The 21,162-nt window shown below is 57.0% G+C and carries 18 protein-coding genes; 10 read left to right on the forward strand and 8 right to left on the reverse strand.

Annotated features, from left to right (window positions below):
* The 4 genes from HMPREF3011_RS05600 to HMPREF3011_RS05615 form a co-directional block, all read right to left on the reverse strand.
* Positions 1-1,460 (reverse strand): SLC13 family permease (locus HMPREF3011_RS05600; RefSeq protein ID WP_246821432.1); only part of this gene is annotated, 1,460 nt, incomplete at its 3' end.
* A 282-nt stretch (positions 1,461-1,742) separates the two neighbouring features.
* Positions 1,743-2,183 (reverse strand): hypothetical protein, encoded by a 441-nt coding sequence (locus HMPREF3011_RS05605; RefSeq protein ID WP_038628824.1) that lies wholly within the window; start codon positions 2,181-2,183, stop codon positions 1,743-1,745.
* A 39-nt stretch (positions 2,184-2,222) separates the two neighbouring features.
* Complete coding sequence (locus HMPREF3011_RS05610) at positions 2,223-3,968, reverse strand: DEAD/DEAH box helicase (RefSeq protein WP_038628822.1); 1,746 nt, start codon at positions 3,966-3,968, stop codon at positions 2,223-2,225.
* Positions 3,965-4,213: a DUF3039 domain-containing protein gene (locus HMPREF3011_RS05615; RefSeq protein WP_005509477.1), complete on the reverse strand. Its 249-nt coding sequence runs from the start codon at positions 4,211-4,213 to the stop codon at positions 3,965-3,967. The genes HMPREF3011_RS05610 and HMPREF3011_RS05615 overlap by 4 nt, the downstream gene beginning before the upstream one ends.
* A gap of 174 nt (positions 4,214-4,387) precedes the next feature.
* On the opposite strand from HMPREF3011_RS05615, the gene HMPREF3011_RS05620 reads away from it, so the two are divergent.
* The 6 genes from HMPREF3011_RS05620 to galE all read left to right on the forward strand — a co-directional run bounded on the left by HMPREF3011_RS05620 (position 4,388) and on the right by galE (position 10,057).
* Complete coding sequence (locus HMPREF3011_RS05620; RefSeq protein WP_038628820.1) at positions 4,388-4,927, forward strand: DUF3099 domain-containing protein; 540 nt, start codon at positions 4,388-4,390, stop codon at positions 4,925-4,927.
* A gap of 38 nt (positions 4,928-4,965) precedes the next feature.
* Positions 4,966-6,531 carry a DUF7782 domain-containing protein gene (locus tag HMPREF3011_RS05625; RefSeq protein WP_070841280.1) on the forward strand — a complete coding sequence of 522 codons (1,566 nt, stop codon included), beginning with the start codon at positions 4,966-4,968 and terminating at the stop codon, positions 6,529-6,531.
* Positions 6,532-6,966, forward strand: coding sequence for a D-aminoacyl-tRNA deacylase (dtd, locus tag HMPREF3011_RS05630; RefSeq protein ID WP_038628816.1), 435 nt, complete (start codon positions 6,532-6,534; stop codon positions 6,964-6,966). It abuts the gene before it with no gap.
* Between the two features lie 136 nt (positions 6,967-7,102).
* Entirely contained in the window at positions 7,103-8,092 is a 990-nt protein-coding gene (locus HMPREF3011_RS05635; protein ID WP_038628815.1) for a sigma-70 family RNA polymerase sigma factor, read from the forward strand.
* A 304-nt stretch (positions 8,093-8,396) separates the two neighbouring features.
* Entirely contained in the window at positions 8,397-9,077 is a 681-nt protein-coding gene (locus HMPREF3011_RS05640; RefSeq protein WP_038628813.1) for an iron-dependent transcriptional repressor DtxR, read from the forward strand.
* Positions 9,074-10,057, forward strand: coding sequence for a UDP-glucose 4-epimerase GalE (gene galE, locus HMPREF3011_RS05645; RefSeq protein WP_070586021.1), 984 nt, complete (start codon positions 9,074-9,076; stop codon positions 10,055-10,057). Before HMPREF3011_RS05640 ends, galE begins: the two co-directional genes overlap by 4 nt.
* Positions 10,058-10,083: 26 nt before the next feature.
* On the opposite strand, the gene HMPREF3011_RS05650 is transcribed toward galE, so the two are convergent.
* On the reverse strand, positions 10,084-11,196 hold the full coding sequence (locus tag HMPREF3011_RS05650; RefSeq protein ID WP_038628808.1) for a DUF4192 domain-containing protein: 1,113 nt from the start codon (positions 11,194-11,196) through the stop codon (positions 10,084-10,086).
* A gap of 229 nt (positions 11,197-11,425) precedes the next feature.
* Between HMPREF3011_RS05650 and HMPREF3011_RS05655 the strand changes: the two genes are divergently transcribed.
* Together HMPREF3011_RS05655 and HMPREF3011_RS05660 are read left to right on the forward strand one after the other, a co-directional pair.
* Positions 11,426-12,643 (forward strand): PAC2 family protein, encoded by a 1,218-nt coding sequence (locus HMPREF3011_RS05655; RefSeq protein WP_038628806.1) that lies wholly within the window; start codon positions 11,426-11,428, stop codon positions 12,641-12,643.
* 42 nt (positions 12,644-12,685) lie between these two features.
* A complete protein-coding gene (locus HMPREF3011_RS05660; RefSeq protein WP_141764761.1) occupies positions 12,686-15,205 on the forward strand; it encodes a DEAD/DEAH box helicase in 2,520 nt (839 codons plus the stop codon).
* Between the two features lie 75 nt (positions 15,206-15,280).
* Here the strand turns inward: HMPREF3011_RS05660 and HMPREF3011_RS05665 are convergent, their stop codons facing one another.
* A complete protein-coding gene (locus HMPREF3011_RS05665) occupies positions 15,281-16,213 on the reverse strand; it encodes a hydrogen peroxide-inducible genes activator (protein WP_038628799.1) in 933 nt (310 codons plus the stop codon).
* Positions 16,214-16,318: 105 nt separating this feature from the next.
* Here HMPREF3011_RS05665 and HMPREF3011_RS05670 point away from each other — a divergent pair, with 105 nt between their 5' ends.
* Both HMPREF3011_RS05670 and HMPREF3011_RS05675 read left to right on the forward strand, forming a co-directional pair.
* Positions 16,319-16,915: a peroxiredoxin gene (locus HMPREF3011_RS05670; RefSeq protein ID WP_016422637.1), complete on the forward strand. Its 597-nt coding sequence runs from the start codon at positions 16,319-16,321 to the stop codon at positions 16,913-16,915.
* 5 nt (positions 16,916-16,920) lie between these two features.
* A complete protein-coding gene (locus HMPREF3011_RS05675; RefSeq protein ID WP_038628796.1) occupies positions 16,921-17,445 on the forward strand; it encodes an alkylhydroperoxidase, AhpD family in 525 nt (174 codons plus the stop codon).
* A gap of 125 nt (positions 17,446-17,570) precedes the next feature.
* Here HMPREF3011_RS05675 and HMPREF3011_RS05680 read toward each other — a convergent pair whose 3' ends face one another.
* Together HMPREF3011_RS05680 and HMPREF3011_RS05685 are read right to left on the reverse strand one after the other, a co-directional pair.
* The gene (locus tag HMPREF3011_RS05680; RefSeq protein ID WP_070841282.1) at positions 17,571-18,788 is read right to left on the reverse strand and encodes a hypothetical protein; all 1,218 of its coding nucleotides are present in this window, start codon (positions 18,786-18,788) and stop codon (positions 17,571-17,573) included.
* Positions 18,789-18,931: 143 nt separating this feature from the next.
* Positions 18,932-21,034, reverse strand: a complete 2,103-nt coding sequence (locus tag HMPREF3011_RS05685; RefSeq protein WP_070841283.1) for a neutral/alkaline non-lysosomal ceramidase N-terminal domain-containing protein — start codon at positions 21,032-21,034, stop codon at positions 18,932-18,934.
* Positions 21,035-21,162 lie beyond the last annotated feature (128 nt).

Raw genomic sequence — 21,162 nt, forward strand, 5'->3', positions numbered from 1 at the left:
GTTGCAACCGGCATCATGAACGCCGAAGTAGCCGCCAGTGCAACTGGAACAGCGAAGATCATCTGGTCGTGGCCCAAGCCGATTGCCATCGCACCAACCAGCGGCAGGAAGGTCGCGGCCGTCGCGGTGTTAGACGTGAACTCGGTCAGGAACAGCACAACGGCGCCGACGACAACCACGAGTGCAGCCACTGGCATCCAGCCGAGGGTAGACAGCTGCTCGCCAATCCAGTCCGACAGCCCAGAGGCACCGAACTGCGAGGACAGCGCCAGGCCACCACCGAACAGCAGCAGCACACCCCACGGCAGCTCCAACGCATTTTCCCAGCGCATGAGCTTCACGCCATCAGGGCCACCCGGAATCAGGAACAGTGCAATACCTACCGTCATCGCGATTACCGCATCGGCAATCTTGGTGTCTGGCAGCAGCACCGGAACAAAGACCCACGCCAGCGCAGCCGCGATAAACACCATGAGCACGCGACGCTCACCCGCCGACATACGGCCGAGACGCTTGAGCTCGTCACGCATCAGTTCGCGTCCGCCTGGAATATGCGCAATCTCCGGCTTAAACAGAACACTTGTCAGCAGGAACCATGCACAGAGCATGAGCACAACCGCCACCGGGACACCCAGCAGCATCCACTGGCCAAACCCAATGTTGACACCCTGCTCCGCCATGTAGGCCGCCAGCATCGCGTTCGGCGGAGTACCAATAATCGTTCCCAACGAACCAATCGATGCCGCGTAAGCGATACCCAGCATCAGCGCGATACCGAAGTTCGACTTTGGCATCGGGTCGTAACTTGACGACGACTCCTCCGCCTCCTCCAGCGCATCCCCACCAGGGGTTTCGGCGACCGATTCACTCGCAGATCCCGCATCCTCTGCAGCAACTTTCTCATCGTGCAGCATTCGGACAATCAGGCTCAGCACGGACACACCGATTGGCAGCATCATCACGGCCGTGGCCGTGTTGGATACCCACATCGACAGGAAGCCAGTAGCCACCATGAAGCCTAGAATCAGCATCTTTGGTGACGACCCCATGAGCACCAGGACCCACAATGCGACACGCTTGTGTAGGTTCCAACGCTGCATCGCCAGTGCCAACAGGAAGCCGCCCATAAAGAGGAAGATGGTCGGGTCTGTGTACTTGCCCGAGAAATCCTTAATCTCCGCGAGGTTGAGAATCGGGAATAGCGCCAGCGGCAGCAGAGCCGTAACGGCAATCGGGATAGCCTCGGACATCCACCACACGGCCATAAGCACTGCTACACCTGCGGTTGCACGCAGGTTGTGATCGAGCTCAGCCGGCATAAAGAAGTACACGAGCAAGGACAGGATGATACCGAGTCCTAGACCGGTGCGCTTACGGAAAAGCTCCCGGCTGAGGTAACCACGGTCTTGTTGGCCAGGTGACAGTTCCGGGGAGTTGTCGCGCGTAGATGTCGCTGCCACGATTCACGCTCCTATTTAATAATCAGCAGACATCCTGTATTGCACGCATGTTCACACGTTTACCGCATGTAGGGGATGCCAAATGTGGGTACTTTCTGACACCAATATCATTACCAACACTCGGCCAAATATGAGATTTCACTAAGAAACCCCCGGCCGAAACCGCAGGCAGTTGGACTTCGGGGGTGGATTACGGGGTTAGCTCATTTCCTCATTGCGCATCTGGCATTAACCGAAAACTCCGGGCACAAAGTAACACCGCCATTGACTTCGCGTCCGAACTCACTCCGATTGCTTCTTTGGCTGGTCAGTCCCCATCTGATTGGAGATGCACTCGGCATACTCTCCAGAGGTACGCTCGAATTTCTCGCACTTCGACATCGCGTCTGATGTCGACCAGTACAGCATCAGCGACACCACGGCGGCTGCAATACCCGTCACAATGCCGACAACGCCCAATCCGAACGAACCGCTGATGACCGCGTCTTCCCCAGCAGCCTGCACGCGCTTCTTCGCGCTCAGCGCCTTCGCCATCGCGATGATGCCCAGAACAATGCCAAAGACTCCGAGGATGCCACCAACGATCATCCAGGACATCAAGAGTCCGCCGACACCAAAGATCAGTGCCAGCACGCCAATAGTCCGACTGTCATTGCCTGGTACAGCCGACAAACCACCGCCGGTCAATTCCGACGGCCTCGACTTATCACTGCTTGCCGACATTCTTCTCTCCACCATAGATTGCTCAGTTCGCTTGAAACCCTACCAATTACGCAGGTAGCTAATGCGATCGCGCAACTGCTCCTCCGTACACAGCGCAGTCGGCGGGCCACCACAGGCGCGCCGAACCTCGTTATGCACCTGACCATGTGGCTTACCGGTTCGCGCCGCCGTCATAGACACCAGCGTATTGAGTTCCTTCCGCAACTTCGGCAACACCTCACTGGCCACCTTCTGCGGCCTCGGGTACGCCGATCCCTCAATGCGGTGGACCGCGCCGCCTTCGCCTCCGCTTGACGACGATTCCCTCGCCTCCTCGCGGGCTTCCTTCTCTCGGGCACTGGCGGCTTTAAGCTGTTCATCCTGCCGCTGACGCAGCAAGAGTCGCATTTGCTCAGCGTCGAGAAGCCCGGGCAAGCCAAGGTAGTCAGCTTCTTCAGCGGAACCGGCAACGGTTGCGGTGCCGTAGGAGGAACCGTCGTAGATCAGGTAGTCGAGTTCAGCATCCGCGCCAATGGATTCGTAGGCCGGCAGCAGTTCGTCGGGCTCATCCTTACGCCGGTTAGCTTCGGCGACCAAGTCATCTTCCCAGCCCTCCGAAGGCCGATCCGGTTTACCGAGCACGTGGTTGCGCTGCACCTCCATCTGCGAGGCCAAGTCGAGCAGCACAGGAATCGACGGCAAGAAGACGGACGCAGTCTCCCCCGGCATGCGGCTTCGCACGAATCGTCCGATAGCCTGCGCGAAGAATAGCGGAGTCGAGGAACTAGTCGCATACACGCCGACCGCCAACCTTGGCACGTCCACGCCTTCGGAGACCATTCGCACAGCCACCATCCACTCGTCGGTGGACTCGGAGAAGGTCTTAATGCGTTCCGACGAGCCAGGCTCATCCGAAAGCACCAACGCCACCGGTGTGGAGGCAATCTGCTCGAGAATGCGCTTGTACGCACGGGCAGTTGCCGCATCGGAGGCGATAACCAGGCCACCGGCATCGGGAATATGCTGCCTCATCTGCGAGAGCCGGGTATGCGCTGCCCGCAGCACCGACGGCATCCACTCGCCCTTTGGATCAAGCGCGGTGCGCCAAGCTCGAGTGGTCTCCTCTGGGCTCATCACGGTACCCAGACGCGCAGCGAACTCATCACCCGCGCTATCACGCCAGCGAGCTTCACCGGAGTAAGCCAAAAAGACCACTGGGCGCACGACGCCGTCGGCAAGCGCATTGGAATAGCCGTACGTGTAGTCAGCGACGGAGCGCGAGTAACCATCGCCATCCGGCGAGTAGCGAACAAACGGAATTGCCGCGTCATCGGAGCGGAACGGCGTACCAGTTAAGCACAGGCGGCGTTCGACATCACCGTAAGCCTCAGAAATGCCGTCGCCCCAACTCTTGGCATCACCGCCGTGGTGTACCTCGTCCAGAATCACCAATGTCGGCCGAGCGGTGGCTACGGCATGGTGCTTAAACGGATGCACTGCGACTTGGGCGTAGGTCACAACAATTCCCTGGTAGGAAGGGTTTACCACACCCTTGGCGTTGGAGAACTTGGGATCCAACGCAATCCCCGAACGAGCAGCAGAGGCAGCCCACTGTACCTTCAGGTGCTCAGTAGGCACTACGACGATAATGCGCTCGACAATCCGCCGCGACAGCAACTCACTGGCGATACGCAGAGCGAAGGTCGTCTTACCTGCGCCCGGTGTCGCCACTGCAAGGAAGTCCTTGGGGTTAGTCGCCAGGTATTTGTCGAGGGCCTCCTGCTGCCATTTACGAAGCCCGCTCACTTGCGACGCAGGGACTTGTAAATCCGCTCGCAGTCAGGGCATACCGGTGAACCCGGCTTCGCCGACTTCTTCACTGGGAAGGTTTCACCGCACAGAGCAACGACGTAGGAGCCGTTGACCGCGGAGTTCACGATCTGGTCCTTCTTGACGTAATGGAAGAACTTCGGAGTGTCGTCCCTCGTCGACTCATCGACGCGGGTATCGGTGCGTTCAATCGTCTTTGTCGTCTTCAATGGAGTGCTCACAGATTCCAATTGTGCCCCATTGGTCAAATTATGCCTAGCGCCCCAGGTGCTTGCCGCTGCTGACTGCTACCTTCCACAGCCATCCACAACACCGCTGCGACTACGCGAGCATGCAGCTGCAACGGGCATAGCTAGTTGAGACACCCCCACGCCACAGGCGTATGCTAGGCAACCATGGCGCGAATCAATGACCGTCGCGACTCCGCGCTGCCGAAACGCGGAAGTTCCCGGCGACGCAAGAAAGACGCGGCGTTGATTACCGACGCCCGCGGCTCAAGGATTCGCAACTACGACCACCGCCGCCACGTCTACGCGGCCCTGCAATGGTCTCGCATTCCATTGCTACTTCTTTCCGGCGCTTTTTACCTGTGGTGGGATGTGCCGTGGATTGCGGCGATTCTCATGGTCGTCTCCGTACCCATGCCGTGGATCGCGGTTGTCATCGCCAATGGCGTTGGAGAACCCGCTGACAAGCGCAAACCGCGCGTCTACAAGCCAGGAGTTGTACGCGAGCAAAACCGCAAATGGGAGGAACAACAGCGCCAGCGCGCCCTCAAGGAAGCGGAGATGCGCGCGCTCGGTTCTGCTGCCAGTACCGAAGACACCGACGCACCGCCGCGGTCCGGTAACGAGACCACCTCAAATCCCTTCGATGACGCAAATGTCATCGATATGCCGGAAGACGACGATCCGTCGTCAAGCTCCCCTAACTAGCCCCTCCGCCCCGCTTTACGACGAAGGTAGTGCCTACGATGACCTTTTCCCCCTCCACCTTCACCCCACCGACTGATCAGCAGCTTCGTGCTTTTGTCGACTGTGCAGAGGAATTCGCCACCGCACTTAGGCGCCTTGAGTTTTCCAGCGAGTCACTGCGTCGAGTCCTAGGAGCCGAGGGGTTAGCCGCGCTGGACCGCGGTGAGCCCGGCGTTGTCGATGCTCTGCTTACCGAGACGGACGGCGTTTCTGCGGATACTGTGACCGCGTTGCGTCTTCTCATCCTGGGCGATTTCGCCGACGCAGAGCAGCTATTTGGAGCTGAGCTGACAGTCAAGTTGCTGGACAGCGGCATACTTGCCGGCACCGCCAGCAACGCACAGGTGTGTATCGATGTGCGCCCGGTCGAGATTGCGGGAGTCGACCGTATTATCTTTTCCGACCGCGACGCCTCTATGAACGATCACGTTCCTGGACCCGATCATGTCCTAGGCGTAGGGCGGGCTTCCCGCTCTCTCCTCGATATTTCGTCGACCTCGGCGGTGGAATCCGTACTCGATCTCGGTGCCGGTTGTGGCATCCAGAGCCTTGCCCAACCTGATGCAAAGTCGATTGTCGCGACAGACATTCACCCCCGCGCGCTGTTTTTTGCCCGCGCTACTTTCGCAGCTAATGGCTTCGACCAAGCGCAGGCTCTCGAAGGTTCGTGGTTTGAACCGGTTGCAGGCCAGAAGTTTGACCGCATTGTGGCCACCCCGCCGTTCGTCGTAGGACTGCCAAGTGTGGAACATGTTTACCGTGACTCAGGACTGAATCTGGACGGTGCCACCGAGCTTATGATCCGCGGTCTGGCCGACCATCTCACCGACGGCGGCACGGCGCATCTACTCGGCGCTTGGGCCCATATCGAGGGCGAGAGTTGGCAACAGCGCATCGCTTCTTGGCTCCCTGCTGAGGGCCTCGAGGTGTGGGTAACGCAACGGGATCTCGCTACGCCGGCGGAATACATTGGCACCTGGCTTCGAGACGAGTCCATCGACCCCCGCAGCCCAGAGGGGTGCGAGCGCTCTCGTGCCTGGCTGGAGCACTTTCGCAACAGCGGCGTGACAGGCATCGGGTTCGGCTACATCACAGTCCAACGCATCAACGGCCCGACTTCCGCCGTGTGCGAGGAAATGCCGCAGCCTTTGGCCGCTCCCTTCGCCGCCGAAGCCGAGGAGTATCTCGGCCGCGCCGAATGGCTTCGTGCACAAACTGCCGACACCATCCTCGAAGCTTCCTTTACCGTGCGCCCCGGTGTCGCCATCGAACGCGTTTCGCTTGCCGACGTCGAAAGCGGCCAGGGCTTCACTGAGTTCGATACGCGCCTCTCACGCACCGATGGCCCCGCCTGGACACACTCAATCGATGAGTCCGTGGCAACCATTCTGGGTGCGCTGCATCCCGAAGCTGCTCTGGGCTCAGTCATCGACATCATGGCAATGTTTGGAGCCTTCGATGAGTCCGACGTACCTGCCATCAAAGACGCCCTAGTTCCCATTGTCGTTGACCTGGTTCGCCATGGTCTGATTCTCCCCACCGAGCTCTTGGAGGATAAACAGTAAATGAAAGCCGTTCTCACCCGAGTTAAATCCGCGTCAGTCACTGTCGACGGTTCCGTTGTTGGGCACGTTGACGGAGGCGATACTGGTGCCATTTTGGCGCTCGTAGGCGTTGGCCGCGAGGACTCTGCTGATGCTTGGGAAACGATGGCCCGCAAGATCGCGGAGCTGCGCATCCTGGATGGCGAACTCAGCGCTGTCGATGCTGGCGCCCAGGTGCTCGTCGTTAGCCAATTCACGTTGATGGGGGCGACAAAGAAGGGACGGCGGCCGTCGTGGGTAGACGCGGCTCCGGGCCCAGAGGCCGAACCCGTCATTGAAAAAATTGTCGAGAACTTGCGCAATCGTGGCTTGACGGTCGAAACAGGACAATTTGGGGCAATGATGGAGGTGACATCAGTCAACGATGGCCCCTTTACAGTTCTTGTGGAATGCTAGTGACGGTAGTTTTTCTTAACATTATATTTGCATGGCAAAATTACCCTATTGACATTCATCACCTTTCACGGGAACATTTTCGTAACTCCGTGCGTTGTAGTTATTGAGTCCACTTAAAAATCCAGGAGGCAGATTCATGAAGAGTGCCGATATTCAAAATGACGAACTGGAAGGTCAGACAAGGGACAAGGGGCGCCGCACCGGCAATAACTCCAACCCGTCCGCCGATTTGGTTCGTGTGTATTTGAACGGCATCGGAAAGACTGCTCTTCTCAGCGCTGAAGAAGAGGTGGAACTTTCTAAGCGCATTGAAGCCGGTGTATACGCCGAGCATTTGCTGCAGACCGGCGCAAAAATGACCCGTGCAAAGAAGCGTGATGTCAAGATTTTGGCGAAGGAAGGTAAGGCCGCACGCGCCCACCTACTCGAAGCCAATCTCCGTCTTGTGGTCTCGCTGGCGAAGCGCTACACCAACCGCGGTATGCCGCTGCTGGATCTAATCCAGGAGGGCAACTTGGGCCTCATCCGCGCCATGGAAAAGTTCGATTACACCAAGGGCTTCAAGTTCTCCACATACGCAACGTGGTGGATTCGCCAGGCTATTACCCGCGGTATGGCTGATCAGTCGCGTACTATTCGCCTCCCTGTCCATTTGGTTGAGCAGGTCAACAAGATTTCTCGTATCAAGCGTGAGCTCTACCAGCAGCTCGGCCGTGAGGCTACGAATGAGGAATTGGCAGAGGAATCCGGCATTCCAGAAGCCAAGATTGAGATGCTGCTGCGTCAGTCCCGCGATCCGGTGAGCTTGGACATGCCAGTGGGCACTGACGAGGAAGCTCCCCTGGGAGACTTCATCGAGGACTCAGAGGCAACTGATGCTGAGGAAGCAGTTGTCGCTTCCCTGCGTCACCACGATGTCCGCAAGGTTCTGTCCACTCTCGAGATTCGAGAGCAGGAAGTTATTAAGCTCCGCTACGGTCTCGACGATGGCCTACCCCGCACGCTGGATCAGATTGGCCGCCACTTCGGCCTGTCTCGCGAGCGCGTCCGCCAGATTGAGCGGGAAGTTATGTCCAAGCTGCGCGAGGGAGACCGTGCTGACAAGCTGCGTGAGTACGCAAACTAACGCCACATGGCGGTGACATCGATAGGGTTCCCAATTTCAGCCCTGAGATAGAGCTGGACTGCAATGCCGACCCCCGTGCGGGAGTTTCATCCACACTGGCGGTCGGCGTTTTCGACTGCAAGTCGAACTTTCGACATCGCGTACGCTCCCTTACATCTCAGCAGCGCCCACCGAACCAAGCTTTTCGCTGCCTAATCAGCACCACAGCCACTGGATTTGCGAGCCCTAACATCTTTCTTACGCAAATGTGGTTATCCTAATACTTGAGTGAAAACTTTTAAGACTGCGTTATCGGAGGAAAACCGTGAGGGATTTGGTTGACACCACGGAAATGTACTTACGTACGATTTTCGAACTCGAAGAAGAGGGCATCATTCCTTTGCGTGCTCGCATTGCCGAACGCCTTGAGCAGTCGGGGCCGACCGTTAGCCAAACCGTTGCGCGCATGGAGCGCGATGGCCTTCTTGTAGTTGCCCCAGATCGCAGCTTGCAGCTTTCCGACGAGGGCCGCAGGCTGGCCACAGCTGTCATGCGTAAGCACCGCCTAGCTGAGCGCCTACTTACGGATGTCATTGGCCTCGAATGGGACAAGGTTCACGATGAAGCCTGCCGCTGGGAGCACGTAATGAGTGACGAGGTCGAGCGCAAACTTCTCGACGTGCTCGACTCTTACACACGCTCCCCATTCGGCAACCCGATCCCCGGTTTGGAAGACCTCGGTGGAACTCAGTCACCAAAGCCGTTAGAGAACGTTCGCCGGCTCTCCGACCTAAACCCCGGTGAGTACACGATTGAAATCGTCCAGATTAACGAAATCCTGCAGGTCGAGCAGAGCTACATGAAGCGTCTCCACAAGGCCGGAATTATGCCGGGTACTGAAGCACTTGCCGAGGTTGCCGCTGGCCGCGTGACTCTTGCCCGCGGTGATCATTCTCTCGACATTCCAGATACTCTGTCTCACGCGATCATGGTGATTACCAAATGAAACTCCTAGTCACTGGTGGTGCCGGCTACGTCGGTAGCGTTTGCTCGGCAGTATTGATTTCTCTTGGCCACGACGTCACCATTCTGGACAACTTCTCTGTTGGCAACCGTGATGCGGTACCGGAGGGCGCAACCCTAGTCGAAGGTGATGTGGCGGACAAGGCCTACGAGGTTCTGTCCTCCGACAGCTTCGACGGTGTCGTTCATTTCGCTGCGAAATCGCTTGTTGGCGAGTCCGTCGAAGTTCCTTCCGACTACTGGCACAACAATGTGGGCCAAACCCTGAAGCTACTCGACGCGATGCGTGATACCGGTACGAATAGCTTGGTGTTCTCTTCGACAGCCGCAACCTACGGTGAGCCAGAGAAGACACCAATTACCGAAGACATGCCAACCGCACCGACTAACCCTTACGGTGCCACTAAGCTGGCCATGGACTACGCCATCGCGTCTTACGCCAAGGCATACAACATCGGCGCTACCAGCTTGCGTTACTTCAATGTGGCGGGTGCCTGGGGCGGTTTTGGCGAAAACCGTGAGGTAGAAACTCACCTCATTCCACTGGTACTCCAGGTTGCGCTTGGTCATCGCGACAAGATTATGGTCTTTGGCAATGACTGGCCGACTCCGGACGGCACCGCGGTTCGTGACTACATCCACATCAAAGACCTCGCGGATGCGCACGTATTGGCACTGGAGTCCAACGCGCCGGGTACGCACCGTATCTTTAACCTCGGTTCTGGCGACGGCTTTTCGGTTCGCCAGGTCATCGAGACCTGCCGTAAGGTCACCGGTCACCCGATTCCCGCTGAGGATGCACCGCGCAGAGCCGGTGATCCGGCAACTCTTATTGCCTCTTCCCAGCGTGCCATGGACGAGCTCGGATGGAAGCCCAATCACACGGAGCTGGAAACCATCGTCGCCGATGCATGGGAGTACACCAAGACCCTCGGCGACCGAGCCCACTCGGCGCACCGCTAGGTACGGCAGCACAGCTTGCAGGGTCGCTATTCAATTCGCGGCATTTTCACCTTGTATACCCTGCGCAGTACCTCTTGTGCTGCCCCAAGAATTGTGCCGACGCACCTCGGCACAATTTGATTGGCGACCGCAATTTCCAGCAACTGAGTCAGTGAATGATTCGGTTGCTCCCTCGCTGCCTCATCGAGGGCTGTTTGCGCATAGTTCTCCAGTCCAGCCGCGAACTTTGCGATGGCAAAACACGCTAAAGCGTTTGCACGCAGGCTGCCGCGGTGGACAATTGCGGCCTCGCGCCAGATTTCTCCCATTGCTTGCGCCAACTGCGTAGTGATGAAAATCATGGACATATCGCGCAAGGTAACGTTGGTCAGTGCTGCAGCAATGGCATATCCTGCGTTTTCATCGCGCACCGCCTCATGTGCTTCCATCACACCATCGGCCACGTTTTCGACGGCGGTTTTTAGCATGTCGAAGTGCTCAATGAGCGCGGGATTGTCCGAACCAATTTTGAGCTTCCTCGGCTGCTCAACGGCTATCGCTCGTTCCCGGAGGCGTTCAATCAGAGCCCTATCTTTACTGTCGCGGAATTGACCACCTCGAAAATAACTGCGGTACTCCTCATAGTTTTTGAAAATCTGTTCTCCCTGCCGAGAGATTAGATTTGCATTCTCGGTCATCAGACTGTCACCGACAATGCCGACAATCTCTCCCTGCTCGTCCGTGACAACTTCCCCCGCAGCAATAGTGGCAACGCCCGCCAAACGCACCTCATGCAGACCGCCTTCTCGCAGCCAGCCTGTAATAGGTGTCGAGTCCTTTTCAATCCCCCAGGATTCGTCGATGATAAACACATCTGCGTGAGTGCAGCCTTCATCGAGCAAGAAGTCCGCAGCTGCCCGCACCAAGTCAGGATTGCTCTCCATCGAGGCCACATCCTTGATCAGCATCGGGCCAGCATGCGCTGTCGGGTCAAACTCGACCTTGCCGTCGATGAAATCTTCGACCTGCTGACGGTACAACGCCGCAATCACTACCTGCCCCCGCGGATAGAATCCAACGATTCCTGGCAGGTTCGTCAGAAAGACACTCGGCTCAATTTCAGGCATCTTTCCTGCACCGAAATTCTTTTTGTTTCCCATTGATTCCTTACCCCTTTTCCCCCATTGGGATAGCTCGACAGCGGACAATCCTCTCGCCATCTGGTGGCTCTCATTGTTATCGAATCCGCAACAGCCTTGCTTGTGCGCGACCGGAAGAATCGGCGCATCTGTGGACTACTTTCGACTTGTGGATAACTGGAATATTTTCTGCGGTATCCTGGTTGCTTACTTCAAATGACGAAAAATGTGATGCAGGAGGTAGTCGTACGTGAGTGATCCGACCGACAAGCCTCAGGGCAATATGTACGAGGTAGTTTTCCCGGTTCCTGACGTAACGGGAAGCGAGGGGCATCTGACCCTGGTCATTGCGCTTAGCGGTTATGCGGATGCCGGTAATGCAGTCTCGGAATCAGCTAGTTTCCTCTTGGATGCTCTCGAGCACCGTCCATTGGTGAACTTTTCTATCGACGAGCTGATTGATTATCGTTCCCGCCGTCCCGCTGTGACGATGAACCGCGACCAGATCGTGGATGTATCCGATTTGAACCTGTCGCTCAATGTGGTTCGCGACAACGTCGGCAAGCCGTTCTTACTGCTGTCTGGCCCCGAGCCAGACATGCGGTGGGAGGCTTTCTCGACTGCGGTCGCAGATTTGGCTAAGCGCTACGATGTCGGTCGGACCGTGTCACTGTACTCGGCGCCGATGACGGTTCCGCACACCCGACCGCTGGGCATCATCGCCCATGGCACAGATAAGCGGAAACTCAGTGATATGCATACCTGGGGCAACCGCGTCACGGTTCCGGGTGCTGCGAGCCTGAACATTGAGTACGAGCTTGCAAGCCGCGGTTGTGATGCCTTTGGTTTCACCGCGCAGGTACCACACTATGTCGCGGCCTCTGAGTATCCGCTGGCATCACTGCGGCTGTTGCAGGAGGTAGCAAAGCTAGCCAAGCTCAAGCTCCCGCTTGAGGCGTTGGAGAAGGAATCCGCGCGGGTGGCGGAGCTGCTCAATACGCAGACGAATGATTCCGGCGAGGTCTCTCAGCTGGTCAATCTTCTCGAGGAACAGTACGACCAGGAAGTTCAACGTCGTCAAGAGCTGGAGACGTCTCCCCTGCTTGGGCCTAACGGCGAGATGCCTTCGGCCGACGAGATTGGCGCTGAGTTCGAGAAGTTTCTCGCTTCCCAACCGCTGCGTCCAGTAGAGGACTCTTCCTCGCTTGACACCGAGGCGGAAACCCCGGCCAACGCGGATTCCTCGGCAACTACATCAGAGGACGCTGACGCACAGTCGGAAGAACCCGAGTCGACCTCGGCGGATGATAAGTCTGCGGAGTTTTCTGCAGACGAAACTGCCGAACAGCCTGAGTCTGAACAGCCCCGGGAAGAGCAGCCTCGGGAAGAGCAGGCAGAAAGCGAAGAATCCGGTGAACCGGAAAAGCCTCGTCGTCGGCGTGGCTGGAAGCCCTGGTTCCGCTTCTAATCCGGGGTTACCGCTAGGGTGGGAAGCGTGTCACTATCTGAAATGCTTCCCAACCTAGCTGAGGTTCCTGAGTCCCTTTTCGACGATGCGATTATGGACTCATTCATTGCCTGGACCAGGGACCAGGGCATCACGCTCTACCCGGCGCAGGAAGAGGCCGCTATCGGTTTGGCTGGTGGCGACCATGTCATCCTTGCCACTCCAACGGGGTCGGGCAAGTCGATGGTAGCTATAGCCGCCCATTTCTGCGCGCTTGCCCGTGGTCAGCGCAGCTTTTACACAGCGCCTATTAAGGCCTTGGTCAGCGAGAAGTTTTTTGCCCTCTGCGAGGTCTTTGGCGCTGAAAATGTCGGTATGATGACCGGCGATGCCACCGTCAACGGCGGCGCCCCCATCATCTGCGCAACTGCGGAAATTGTCGCCAATATCGCCCTGCGCGACGGGGCCGACGCCGATATTGACCAGGTGGTAATGGATGAATTCCACTTCTATGCGGATCCCGACCGCGGCTGGGCATGGCAGGTGCCACTGCTCGAGCTTTCCCGTTGCCAATTCTTGTTGATGTCCGCCACTCTCGGCGATACTCAAAAGTTTGAGACGGATCTGAAGGAACGCACGGGCCTCGACGTCAACCTCGTTACAGGTACGACGCGCCCGGTGCCGTTGGATTTCCACTATGTCTACACGCCAGTTCATGACACGCTGGCGGAGTTGCTGAAATCCGGAAAAGCCCCAATCTACATCGTCTTTTTCTCCCAGCGCCAAGCAGCTGAACAGGCTCAAGCACTGACCGGTCTGAAGCTGCTGACGAAGGAGGAAAAGGAGCGGATTCGCGAGGAGATTGGCGATTTCCGGTTTACCACGGCCTTTGGTCGAGTTCTTTCCAAGTTGGTGCGCCAGGGCATTGGCGTCCACCATGCGGGAATGCTGCCGAAGTACCGTCGTTTGGTTGAGCGTCTCTCTCAGACTGGTCTGCTGAAGGTTATCTGTGGCACGGATACCCTCGGCGTCGGCATCAACGTGCCTATTCGTACGGTGCTAATTACCGGTTTGGCCAAATTCGATGGCCGCCGTAGCCGTATTCTCAAGTCACGCGAGTTCCACCAGATTGCTGGACGCGCCGGCCGTGCTGGCTACGACACCGAGGGCACCGTAGTTGTCGAAGCACCTGAACACGAAATCGAAAATGCCAAGCTGCGTCGCCGTGCCGGCCAGGATGAGGCCAAACTGAAGAAGTTGCGGCTGAAGTCCGTTCCCAAGGGCGAAGTGACATGGTCGGAGAAGACCTTCGACAAAATCGTTTCTCAGCCACCAGAGCCGCTGACCAGTCGCTTTGCAGTTACCAACGGTATGTTGCTCAACGTCATTGCACGTGGGGGCGATACCTACGAACACATGCGTCATCTGCTGCGCACCAATCACGACACCCGCCACCAGCAAAACGAGGCTATTCTGACCGCAATTGAGCTCTACCGCGGTTTGGTCAACGCGGGAATCGTCGTCACGCATGGCGAGGGCGATGACTGCCGCCCCGAGCTGACAATGGAGCTGCAGCGTGACTTCGCGCTCAACCAACCACTGTCGCCTTTCGCCATCGCCGCGCTCGAACTGCTGGATAAGGACAGCCCGAACTACGCACTCGATGTCATCAGTGTGTTTGAGTCAATTCTGGAAGACCCTCGCCCGCTGCTCATCGCGCAGCAGAAAAAGGCACGCGGTGAAGAAATTGCCGCGCTCAAGGCCGAAGGCGTTGATTACACCGAACGTATGAGCATCGTCGAAGACATCACATGGCCGATGCCGCTTGCCGACAAGCTGGAGGGCGCATTCGACACCTATGCCCAAGGTCACCCGTGGGTGCGTGAGTTTTCGCTGTCGCCCAAATCTGTGGTGCGCGAGATGGTGGAAAAGGCCATGACTTTTTCGGATGTGGTATCTGAGTACGGAATCGCCCGCTCCGAAGGTATTTTCTTGCGCTACCTCACCGATGCCTGGCGCACTTTGCGACACACTCTCCCACCGGAAGCTGCTAACGAGGAGCTCCGGGACATTGTGGAATGGCTCGGCGAGCTCGTTGTGCAGGTGGATAACTCCCTGGTAGATGAATGGGCGCAGATGGCCGATCCGGACAAGCCATTGGACGAAGAAACTCTCAAGGAAGCGGCTTTTGGCACCGACGAGTCGCGGCCTCTTACCGGCAATGAGCGTGCATTTACCCGTATGGTGCGCAATCTCATGTTCCGCCACGTGCAGCTCTTTGCCTTTGAAAAGGAGGAGGAGCTGGCCGACCTGGACAACTACCTCGACGACGCACCAGATTGGCCTGCCGCGATGGATGACTACTTCGATGAATACGATGACCTAGGCATCGATGCTAAGGCTCGCGGCGGCGATATGATTTCGATTGACCGCAAGGCTGGTGAGGGCCTATGGCATGTGATCCAGATACTCGATGATCCTGAGGGTGACCACGGTTGGCGCTTTGAAGCGAACGTTGACTTGGCTGCATCTGATGAATGCGGCGAAGTCAGGTTGGCATCACTGCGAATTATTCAGGGATAAACGCTAAACCGGGCTGGAACTGCCAGCCCGGTTTGGCTTACTTCGTACGCTACTGCAACATGCGCCAAGAGAGCTTTAGGCAATAGCGTCTATGTATGCCTGCCGTACCAGTTCGGCAATTCGATTGAACTCGCCGCCGCGTACCGATGATGCCCGGTGAACCAGCCCAATGGTGCGTCCCGGCCGTGCCGGACCCTCGAATCGCGCAACAGCCAGACCGGGACGGTCCGCCTCAATCTTGACAGCCGATTCCGGCACAAGCGACTGCCCCAACCCACCGGCAACACACTGCACGACGGTCGATAGAGAAGCCGCCCGTGTTTCCAAGCCGGAGGTCTCGCCGTGAACAGCATCGACCTTGCGACAGATATCCAACACCTGGTCACGCAGGCAATGACCGTCGTCAAGTAGGAGCAAGTCCAAGTCCCTGATTGCCTCAAGCTTTACGTCTTCCTTACCTGCCAGCGGATGATCGTCTGGCACGACGATGTAGAACTCTTCGTCGTAGAGGTAAATTTCTTCAAAGGAAGGCACATCGGACGGCAGTGCCATGATGGCTGCATCAATGGTGCCGGAACGAAGTGATTCGATGAGGCGCTCGGTCGGCTCCTCGACGATCCTAGGCCTTAGATCTGGCAGCTCGTCACGAACTAACTGGAGGAAGTTGGGCAGCACGTATGGAGCAACCGTAGGGATAACACCAATGGATAGTGGTCCGGACAAATCATCTGTACGGCCAGATGCGCGAGCAACAATCTCGTCAACAATTTCAGATGCTTGGCGTGCATAAGGAATCAGACCGCGACCGAGTGGCGTCACCAGCACTCGGCGAGTCGAACGCTCTACAAGCTGCACCCCCAGTCCCTGCTCAAGGGTGGAAAGCGCTTGTGACAGGCTGGGCTGTGAAATGCCGAGACGGGCAGCGGCTTGACCGAAGTGACCGGTATCGGCAATCGCGACAAAGGCACGTAACTGAGGCAAAGTGGGCCGATAATCTCTATTACGCATACCTATAAGCTTACACGAGCTTATTAACTTTTTCCTCTTGACGGTTTGGGAATCCATAGGCATAATGGCGTGTGACCCCAGAAGGAATACATTCAGGAGGATTCCATGGCAATTTTGACTGTTGGCGACAAGTTCCCCGAGTTTTCTCTAACCGCTCTCAAGGGCGGCAACCTGCGTGATGCAAACGCTTCTTCTCCGGATGACTACTTCGAGCAGGTAACCAATGAGTCCTACGAGGGTAAGTGGAAAGTCGTCTTCTTCTACCCGAAGGACTTCACCTTTGTCTGCCCGACGGAGATTGCTGCATTCGGCAAGCTGAACGAGGAATTCGAAGACCGCGACACCGTTATTCTCGGTGGCTCTGGCGACAACGAGTTCTCCCACTTCAACTGGCGTGCAACCCACGAGGAACTACTGGACATCCCGTTCCCGATGTTCTCCGACATCCGCCACGACCTGATGCGTGCACTCGGCGTCGAGAACGCTGACGGTGTTGCAGATCGCGCAACCTTCATCATTGACCCGGACGGCATCATTCAGTTCGTCTCCGTTACCCCGGACGCTGTCGGTCGTAACGTTGACGAGGTTCTGCGTGTTCTCGACGCTCTTCAGTCTGAAGAGGTCTGCGCATGTAACTGGCAGAAGAATGACCCGACCAAGAACATCGACAAGATGGATGTTCTGAAGCAGGAGCTGAAGTAACTCATATGAGCATCGATAACCTTCGTTCCGGCCTACCGGAGTACGCCAAGGACATGAAGCTGAACCTTGGCACTCTCACCCGTTCTACGGAACTCTCCGAGCAGCAGCTGTGGGGTACCCTGCTTGCATCTGCTGCTGCCACCCGCAACGAGACCGTCTTCTCCGAGATTGCTGAGGAAGCCAAGGAGCACCTGTCTGACGAGGCTTTCGAGTCTGCGCTTGGTGCGGCTACCGTTATGGGCATGAACAACGTCGCTTACCGCACTCGCCACATGCTCGGTGATGACTACGCACAGGTCAAGTTCGGTCTGCGCATGAACATCATCTCCAATCCGGGTGCCGAGAAGGAAGACTTCGAGCTGTGGTCTCTGGCAGTTTCTGCCATCAACGGCTGTGAAGCATGCGTGACCTCCCACGCAAAGGTCGTCCGCGATGCTGGTCTGACCAAGGAGCAGGTCTGGGAAGCTGTGAAGATTGCAGGCACCGTCTCTGGTATTGCACAGGCTGTCTTCGCTGAGGCTACCCGCTAAATATTAGGAGGATACGTTCGGCTTTGATAGTCGAACGCTCCCCCGCAGGATTTCCTGCTGATCAAATAGCGCCCAAGGAACCAATTTGTACCGGTTCCTTGGGCGCTTTTTCTTATTCGTTTCGGCTACTGCTGCGGAGGGTAATAGCCCGGATTTTCCTGCGCTTCATTAATAACTCGACGGCCACCGATGAGCTGGCGGTAGATGTGCACCTGAACCAGCATAGCCAGCGGCATTGTGTACAAGATGCCAATATAGAAGAGCATCGCACCTGCGGAAGAAACAATCGACGTCAGTATGAATGCAACAAGCATCGTCCAATATTGGGGCTTTACCAGGCGCCAAGCGACAACCGGCGCCTCAAGCGCAGTTGCTCGACCATCGAAAACAAGTAGTGGCATAGTCGCTGTAATTGGCATGATGAAAATCGACGTCAACAACAAAACCAAGTAGCCCAGTGGAATCATCGCCGCGGCAGCTTCACTGCCATTGGCGGACAGGGATACTCCAGCGATGAAGAGCACCATCCCCGGCAGCATGGCGAGCAGTCCCACCAGGAACGTGACAATGTAGACACCGATAAGAGATCCCCACCTGTTTACACGGAAGAAAGTACCGTAGTTCGGCACTCTCCCATCGACAGCTTCGAATGCACCGCGCAGCATAAATGCCTGCATCGCGAACATGCCCACGGCAAATAGGAGTGCCATCGCGCCGACAGTCGCGAACATTGACCCTAGATCCTCAAACGGAACATCGCCTGGATAGTTCGGCTCAAATTCCGGATCGAAGTCACCAGAGGCAAAGAGAATTGCCGCTGCGCCAACAATCAGGGCGACTAGTACGGCGAAGAACGTCAGCATGACGCCAAGCCAAGAAGCAAAATTGCTATTTAGACTACGAAACGCTGCGGAAAAGGCACTTCCAATGTCGACCTTCGTCGGCCCTTGTGCCACAGGCTTCACCGGTGGCTCATTGCCACCTGGCATGTTGACTCCGGGAGCAAGTGCACCGGCTGCAGGATTCCCCCCTGCCGGTTGCTGCCAGTAGCTTGATCCCGCACCATAGGGCTGGCCACCATAGTTCTCGCTTGGCTCGCCAGTTCCGTAGGACGGAATATCGCCATAGGCCTGTTCCCTACCGTGAGCCTGATTCCACTGTGGCGAATCCTCTGGTCCACGCGAGCCATGTTGTGCGTCCGAATCGACCCCGTAAGGGTTGTAGTCCTGCGAACCATTGTTGGGAAAACCGTGGCTCTGGGAGTCATAGTTACTGGACGCATTGTCCCGGCTGCCGTCACCGTAAGGATCGTTGTTGCTGTATGGATTGTTTGGGGTATTCATGAAGCAGACTGCTCCTGCCAAATTGACGGATACATACAAATAATGCGCACAACGGACTATACGTGAGACAAGCCCTTGATGAGATTTTAATGGGCCAAAGTATAAGTCACGTTGTGCGCATTAATGTATTTAATTGGACGTTCTTACACGAGCTCCACCGAAGCGACTCCCTCGAATTCGTTCAATGAATCACCAACACCCAACGCGCTACCACGCACGATGATGTCATACTTGCCCGGCGCGACTCCTCCGGTCTCCCAAGAGACCTTGGCGGTGGTATAAATACCGTCCTTGGCAAATTCAATGACAGTTGCCTGGTCCCAGTCGTCGGAAACAATCTCACCGCGGTCATTCTTGATAAGTAGGTAGCCGTCTTCCAGTCGCAAGTCGTTATTCGGATTTGCCGCGACGAATTGGGCAACGGCTTTCTGCCCTACCGTGACGCTTGCCGTGGATTCAAGCACGTCACCAAAATTATTGCCCATTGGAGCGGAATCGATAACCTTTCCTCCTGCTGGCGACGGCGGGATGATGCCAGTGAGATCGCCTGCCGCACGGCCTGGCTCGACCGCAATGCCGTCGGCAAGCGCGTGAGCGAGATTGTGATAAATGGAAATCATCGCACTGAGCGTGTACTTGCCGAAAGCCGTTGCGCCGCCCTCGTAGTCCTGCTGATCGTATTCCTCTGGGGTAGCGACGTAGTGGCCATAGCTGTTGGTGTAGCCCTGGCAGATGACAGTATCGATTGGAACACCGAGGACTTCAGCGACGTGCTGACGCATGCGGTAGCCCGACATTGTGGTGGGTTCAAGGCCATTGGTGATCAAGGTGAAGCCACCGATGCGGGTGATGGAGAACATGTGGGTCTGCTGGAGAAGACCATCGATGTAGCCGACTGGCAGCAGGCACTCTTTGTTGCCCTGAATCTCCCCGATGTTTTTCGGGAGTACGACGTTATTGAGCTGGTGCACCCACGGCGTACCGCCGCGCTCGCCTTCGTTGAACCCGAGGGCTGGTTCTCCACCGCCATCCTCCTGGCTACTGGCTGCGAAGGCCGCACCGAGGATTGCAGGTCCAGTGCGGTGCGGCTGGCCGTCGGGCGTGAATTGGCCGTCGATGTCGACATCGCCAAGGTTGACCCACTTGTGGACAGTGGAGATACCGCCTCCTGGCAGTGCAATGGTCTGTCCCTGGGTAGCGTCAATCTGACGCTGACCGAGAATGCGGGCGGACTCTGCTTCGTCTCCGTTGCCTGGGCCCGAATTTGGCACGAGCCCCATGTTCGGGCTGATGTCACCCGGGCACGACATGGTAAATGCGGCGACAAAGGGGGCATCGGCCGGCTCACGGTGGGTAACCCCGCGGTCGACCTCGACCTTCCATGCTGCGTAGCCCTTGTTGTCGCCGTCGATGATGGTGTGCTCGGGACCGAAGGTGGTCGGATGAATTCCATACCAGTTAATGAATCCGACTTCGCGGCCACCGCGACTCACGTGCAGTGTATGGCTTTCCGGGTTGACTCCGTCGGGGAAGCGACGCAGCTCTTCTTCAGGGTTACGCTTAAATGCCTGCAGGGAGCGGTTGACACCCGCATCCTTGGCAATCCCCTTGGTCAGGTGGATAGTCGACGGCTGGTAATCAGCGTGTGCACGTTCAATAGCCTTGACCACACCGACGACTACAGCTTCGAAAGTGACGGGACGGAATCCGAGGGTAGTCAGGTCAACCATGAGATGGCCCGACGTACCTCCCGGCGCAACATGCGTGTGAGATGCGCAGATAAGCACGTTGCCCTCATGGTAGAGGTCTCCGAAAAGAGCTCGGAGACGCCGCAGAACTTCCATCTGGATGGACTGGAACATGAGCCCCATGTCTGCGGTGACGTGGACGACACGGTTGTCGTTGTCATCGCCGAAGATGAATGCACGCGCCATCTGGCGAAGACGCAGACCCGAGGTGATCTGATCCATGACCGCATACCCGTTCATGCCAGCGCCGAGTGGCTCGCCTGTCATATCGGCCATTCCTCGACCGACATTCAAATTGGTGGTCGAATTCCCCGCGGCGGCAGAAGCCCCGTTTGCAGGAGCGGCGTTTGCCTTAGGTGCACCACTTACGGCAGGCATCATACTCGCAGCTGACACGGCAGTTGCTCCGACGAGGAAGCCTCGCCTGCCCACTTGGTACGGGGCGCGTGCGGTTGGTTCTGCCGAATTCGACGATGATGCCATCTGGGGATCGAGCATGTCACATCCTCTTCATATTTCTTTTTGAATATCAATATGCTGGACTTTAATCAGACAATCCCCTACGCGTGGCCTAATTCACCAAAGTTTCCAAAATCCCCCCGCGACAGCAGTAACCGATACGACAT

The organism is Corynebacterium sp. HMSC074C04 (assembly GCF_001838295.1).
GTDB classification, from domain to species: Bacteria; Actinomycetota; Actinomycetes; order Mycobacteriales; family Mycobacteriaceae; genus Corynebacterium; species Corynebacterium amycolatum.

Coding starts and splice junctions, on each gene's coding strand:
- HMPREF3011_RS05605 (WP_038628824.1), bottom strand. CDS start 2,183: ATGTCGGCAAGCAGTGATAAGTCGAGGCCGTCGGAATTGACCGGCGGT.
- HMPREF3011_RS05620 (WP_038628820.1), top strand. CDS start 4,388: ATGGCGCGAATCAATGACCGTCGCGACTCCGCGCTGCCGAAACGCGGA.
- HMPREF3011_RS05625 (WP_070841280.1), top strand. CDS start 4,966: ATGACCTTTTCCCCCTCCACCTTCACCCCACCGACTGATCAGCAGCTT.
- dtd (WP_038628816.1), top strand. CDS start 6,532: ATGAAAGCCGTTCTCACCCGAGTTAAATCCGCGTCAGTCACTGTCGAC.
- HMPREF3011_RS05635 (WP_038628815.1), top strand. CDS start 7,103: ATGAAGAGTGCCGATATTCAAAATGACGAACTGGAAGGTCAGACAAGG.
- galE (WP_070586021.1), top strand. CDS start 9,074: ATGAAACTCCTAGTCACTGGTGGTGCCGGCTACGTCGGTAGCGTTTGC.
- HMPREF3011_RS05650 (WP_038628808.1), bottom strand. CDS start 11,196: ATGGGAAACAAAAAGAATTTCGGTGCAGGAAAGATGCCTGAAATTGAG.
- HMPREF3011_RS05660 (WP_141764761.1), top strand. CDS start 12,686: ATGCTTCCCAACCTAGCTGAGGTTCCTGAGTCCCTTTTCGACGATGCG.
- HMPREF3011_RS05665 (WP_038628799.1), bottom strand. CDS start 16,213: ATGCGTAATAGAGATTATCGGCCCACTTTGCCTCAGTTACGTGCCTTT.
- HMPREF3011_RS05670 (WP_016422637.1), top strand. CDS start 16,319: ATGGCAATTTTGACTGTTGGCGACAAGTTCCCCGAGTTTTCTCTAACC.
- HMPREF3011_RS05675 (WP_038628796.1), top strand. CDS start 16,921: ATGAGCATCGATAACCTTCGTTCCGGCCTACCGGAGTACGCCAAGGAC.
- HMPREF3011_RS05680 (WP_070841282.1), bottom strand. CDS start 18,788: ATGAATACCCCAAACAATCCATACAGCAACAACGATCCTTACGGTGAC.
- HMPREF3011_RS05685 (WP_070841283.1), bottom strand. CDS start 21,034: ATGCTCGATCCCCAGATGGCATCATCGTCGAATTCGGCAGAACCAACC.